This is a genomic window from Actinomycetota bacterium, from assembly GCA_040755895.1.
Taxonomy (GTDB): Bacteria; Actinomycetota; Aquicultoria; order Subteraquimicrobiales; family Subteraquimicrobiaceae; genus Subteraquimicrobium.
The window spans coordinates 1-4,114 of sequence record JBFMAG010000154.1 but is presented as its reverse complement, the minus strand read 5'-3'; the positions used below and the strand labels follow the sequence as shown (position 1 = coordinate 4,114).

Genomic DNA, 4,114 nt, shown 5'->3' with positions numbered 1-4,114 from the left:
CTTTGTGAAAATTTTATTTTTAAATTTTTCCCTATATGCCGGTACCGTATTATAAAAATGGGTCCTAAAACCCGAAGCCTTCAAATTCAAAACTATTCTATGAGCTCACCGGTGATTAAGTATCTTACTTGTTCCCCGATATCCACAGCTCGATCGGCTATCCGTTCTAAATATCGACTGACGAGAACCATATTGAGAACCCAATCAAAATCCTCCTTATTTCTGCAATTAGCTAACTCATGGAGCAATTGTCTATTGAGCGAGTCCACCGCTTCATCTAAATCGGGGAGACTTAATGCCAAATTCAAATTGCGTTCGGCGAATGCCTTTAAACTAGTTCTGATCATCTTTCGAGCCTGCATATGCATATCGGAGACTATATCCAGAATCCTTCCCACTCTCACCGCTCCACTGGTTTGCTTGGCGATTCTCGCGATATTTAAGGCAAGGTCTCCGATTCTCTCCAGGTGAAGGATTATCCGCAATACCGTTGCAATGAATCTCAGGTCTTTAGCCACGGGACATTGTCTGGCTATAAGGGTGATACAATCCTCTTCAATTTTTACATTCAACTCATCGATGACATCATCGTCCGCGATAACTTCGTCCGCTAACTTCACATCTCTTTCCCGCAAGGCTTTGATCGTCCTCCCTACAGCCTCTTCAGCCATACTTCCCAAGCGAAGCACCTTACTCTGCAGTTCGCGCAATTCCTCATGAAAAGTTCTCATCCTTAATCACCCCTGGCACCTTATCCAAATCGACCCGTTATATAATTTTCAGTTCTCTTGTCTGAAGGATTGGTGAAAATATCATCCGTCTTCCCATATTCTATCAGCTTTGCAGCCTGTCCTTCTTGCTCAACGAGAAGGAAAGCGGTGAAATCTGAAACACGAGCAGCCTGCTGCATATTGTGAGTCACGATGACAACGGTATATTTCTTCTTCAGTTCTTCCATTAGATACTCGATCCTCTGAGTGGATGCAGGATCAAGAGCTGAACAGGGTTCATCCATCAAAACTACTTCCGGATCAATGGCCAATACCCTGGCAATACATAAACGCTGTTGCTGTCCCCCAGAAAGTGTCAGTGCGGAGGAATGAAGTTTGTCTTTAACCTCCTTCCAAAGGGCTGCTCTCTTCAGACTTCTCTCCACTATCTCATCGAGCTTGGTTTTATGCTTTATGCCATGAACCCTGGGACCATAAGCCACATTATCATAAATGGATTTCGGGAATGGATTGGGTCTCTGAAAAACCATTCCAATGCGCTTACGTAAATTTATTATGTCAGTTGAGGGCCTGAAAATGTTCTCCCCATCCAAAAACACCTCACCCTCAACTTTGGTATTGGGAATGAGCTCATGCATTCGATTAAGACACCTGAGCAGGCTGGTCTTTCCGCACCCCGATGGTCCGATTATAGCGGTAATGTATCGTTCCTTGATTGAGAGATTGATACCTTCCAGTACCCTTTGGTCACCATAGTAGAGATTGAGATTTTTGATCTCCATCTTAATACCATTTTCGCCCAATACGGATTCACCTCACCTTTCACGCAATATATCTAGCTCGGAATCTCCGCATCAGACCCGTGGTAGTGAGATTGGCCATCAGAACGATTGCCAATAGAAGAAAAGCTGTACCAAAGGCTGATTTTAGTGATCCTCCCTGAGTTATTAAGAGATACAAGTGGAGAGTCATCGTTCGCCCGGTATCCAGTGGACTCTTTGGTATGTTTAAAGCCATCCCAGCGGTGTACATAACAGCCGCCGTTTCCCCAAATGCTCTCCCCATACCCAAAATTACACCCGTCAAAATACCAGGAGAGGCAGTAGGAAGAATGACATTTTTTATTGTTTGCCACTTGGTTGCCCCCAATCCAAAACTTCCCTCTCGATAAGAATCGGGTACAGCTTTAATGGCTTCCTCCGAAGTTCGTATAATAACTGGAAGAATCATAAATGCCAAGGTTAGTGCCCCGGAGAGTATGCACCAACCGAGCCCTAAAATGTATACGAACAGTGAAATACCAAAAAGTCCAAATACAATGGAAGGTACGCTTGCCAAGGAGTCTCCCATAAAGCGAATGAATCTAGTTACTTTACCCTCCCGAGCATACTCGGTTAGATAAATGGCGCCCCCGACCCCCACCGGTGTGGCGATAAGAACGGCTAAAAGAGTGACGTAAAGGGAAGCAACGATGGTGGGGAAGATCCCTCCTTTCATTTCAATACCGCGAGGGGGAGTTAAAATGAAATCCAAATCAATGGCGGGAAGTCCATTCCAAAAAATGTAGCCGATCAGCGAGAATAAAGTGATCGAAGCGGTAATGGATGCAAGCCAGAGAACCCCTAAGGCTAAATAATTGGTGAATTTGGCCCTCACCTTGTTCTCCCCCCATCAGAGGAGAATCGATAAGCCAGAGCAATTAAGGTGATGGTTATGGCGAACAGGACAATCCCAATGGCAAATAAAGCAGTGCGATGATCTCCAGACGCATAAGACATATCCAATACTATGATGCTGGTGAGAGAGGCAGCGGGACTAAAGATTGATTTAGGAATGATCGCAGGATTTCCTATGACCATGAGCACAGCCATGGTTTCGCCTATGGCTCTTCCCATTCCCAAGATGATGGAGGTAAAAATCCCAGACCTAGCAGCGGGGAGGACCGTGCCCCTAATAGTCTGCCAATGAGTCGCCGCCAGAGCAAAAGAGGCATCTCTATACTCTTGAGGTACAGCTCTAATGGCATCTTCCGCGATATTAACAATGGTGGGCAAAATCATCACCGTTAATATTAAAGAGGCTGTTAAAATGCCGAATCCTGAGTAATTGGGACCATCGATTTTATTTATCCAAGGAATGAGAAGGACGATACCGAGGAAACCGTAGACAACAGAGGGGATTCCAGCCAGGAGCTCAACCACTGGCCGTAGAATCCGTCTCATCTGATCGGGGGCGACCTCTGCCATGAAAATGGCGGTGGCAATGCCAAGTGGGGCACCTAAAATGAGGGCTCCGAGGGTCACCGCCAATGTTCCCATGATCATGGGTAAAATACCGAAATGCCCTCGAGTAGGAAGCCAATCGGAACTGAGGAGAAAATCTACTACTCCAACCCTTTGGAGGATGGGAAAACCTTGCACGCCGACGAAGATAAAAATGAGAAGAACACCCGCAGCTCCCGCCAGAGCGCAGAAAAGAAATAGGTAACTGAGTAAGATTTCCCTTATTTTTCTCGCTTTCATATCCCTTCTCACAGGTCAGTCTTAAAATTGAGTTATTCCATGATAGGAATAAATTTCTCGGAGACTATTCTCTCCTGTATTTCAGAGCTGAGAATGTAATCGATGAATGTCTTGGCTAGACCCTTGGCTCTACCTTTAGTGAACATGTGAAGTCTTCGTTGAAGTGTATATTTCCCACATCTCGCATTTTCCTCGTTTGGTTCTATTCCATCGTAATTTACCGTTTTAACCGCGTCGGTGATGTAACCCAGAGAGACATACCCAATGGCATTTGGGAGTTTGGAAACCGTTGCTATCATTTCGCCACTGCCGGGTTGGATGATTACATTTTTTGTGAAATTGGTCTTGCCAAGGGCTATCTCATAGAAGCACTCTCTGGTACCGGAAGCCTCATCCCGGTTCACCACCTGGATGGATTCATCATTACCTCCCACATCTTTCCAGTTAGTGATCTGCCCCGTGAATATTTTTTTAACTTGATCTTTAGTTAAGTTTGTAATCGGATTACTGGGGTGAACGATTATCGTCACCGCATCGATGGCGATTTGGTGATCGACGAGACCGAGGTTTCGTTCTTCCGGTCTTAAATCCCGAGAAGAATTTCCGATATCGACGACTCTCCTACTCACAGCTTCAATCCCAGCGCTAGATCCTCCACCTTGCACATTGACTCTCACCTTGGGGTGCTCCTTCATGAACTCCTCGGCTACAGCTTGAGCCAAAGGCAAAACGGTTGTAGAACCCGCGAGATTGAGAGTCCCAAAAAGCTCTTCTTTTCCTTCCTTCTCCGGAGCACAACCAACCGCCACTAAACTTACAAGCAAAATTACCAGGATTAGAGCCACGAGTTTTGCGAGTCTC

At 45.6% G+C, this 4,114-nt stretch carries 5 protein-coding genes; all 5 read right to left on the bottom strand.

Annotated elements, in window-relative coordinates:
* Positions 1-92 precede the first annotated feature (92 nt).
* Positions 93-731, bottom strand: coding sequence for a phosphate signaling complex protein PhoU (phoU, locus tag AB1466_07335; GenBank protein MEW6189897.1), 639 nt, complete (start codon positions 729-731; stop codon positions 93-95).
* A 20-nt stretch (positions 732-751) separates the two neighbouring features.
* Positions 752-1,513, bottom strand: coding sequence for a phosphate ABC transporter ATP-binding protein PstB (gene pstB, locus AB1466_07330; protein ID MEW6189896.1), 762 nt, complete (start codon positions 1,511-1,513; stop codon positions 752-754).
* Positions 1,514-1,553: 40 nt separating this feature from the next.
* Positions 1,554-2,387 carry a phosphate ABC transporter permease PstA gene (pstA, locus tag AB1466_07325; GenBank protein ID MEW6189895.1) on the bottom strand — a complete coding sequence of 278 codons (834 nt, stop codon included), beginning with the start codon at positions 2,385-2,387 and terminating at the stop codon, positions 1,554-1,556.
* The gene (gene pstC / locus AB1466_07320) at positions 2,384-3,253 is read right to left on the bottom strand and encodes a phosphate ABC transporter permease subunit PstC (protein ID MEW6189894.1); all 870 of its coding nucleotides are present in this window, start codon (positions 3,251-3,253) and stop codon (positions 2,384-2,386) included. The genes pstA and pstC overlap by 4 nt, the downstream gene beginning before the upstream one ends.
* Positions 3,254-3,285: 32 nt before the next feature.
* Positions 3,286-4,114, bottom strand: an 829-nt coding sequence (locus AB1466_07315) for a phosphate ABC transporter substrate-binding protein (GenBank protein MEW6189893.1), incomplete at its 5' end; no start/stop codon positions are given.

Coding starts and splice junctions, on each gene's coding strand:
- phoU (MEW6189897.1), bottom strand. CDS start 731: ATGAGAACTTTTCATGAGGAATTGCGCGAACTGCAGAGTAAGGTGCTT.
- pstB (MEW6189896.1), bottom strand. CDS start 1,513: ATGGAGATCAAAAATCTCAATCTCTACTATGGTGACCAAAGGGTACTG.
- pstC (MEW6189894.1), bottom strand. CDS start 3,253: ATGAAAGCGAGAAAAATAAGGGAAATCTTACTCAGTTACCTATTTCTT.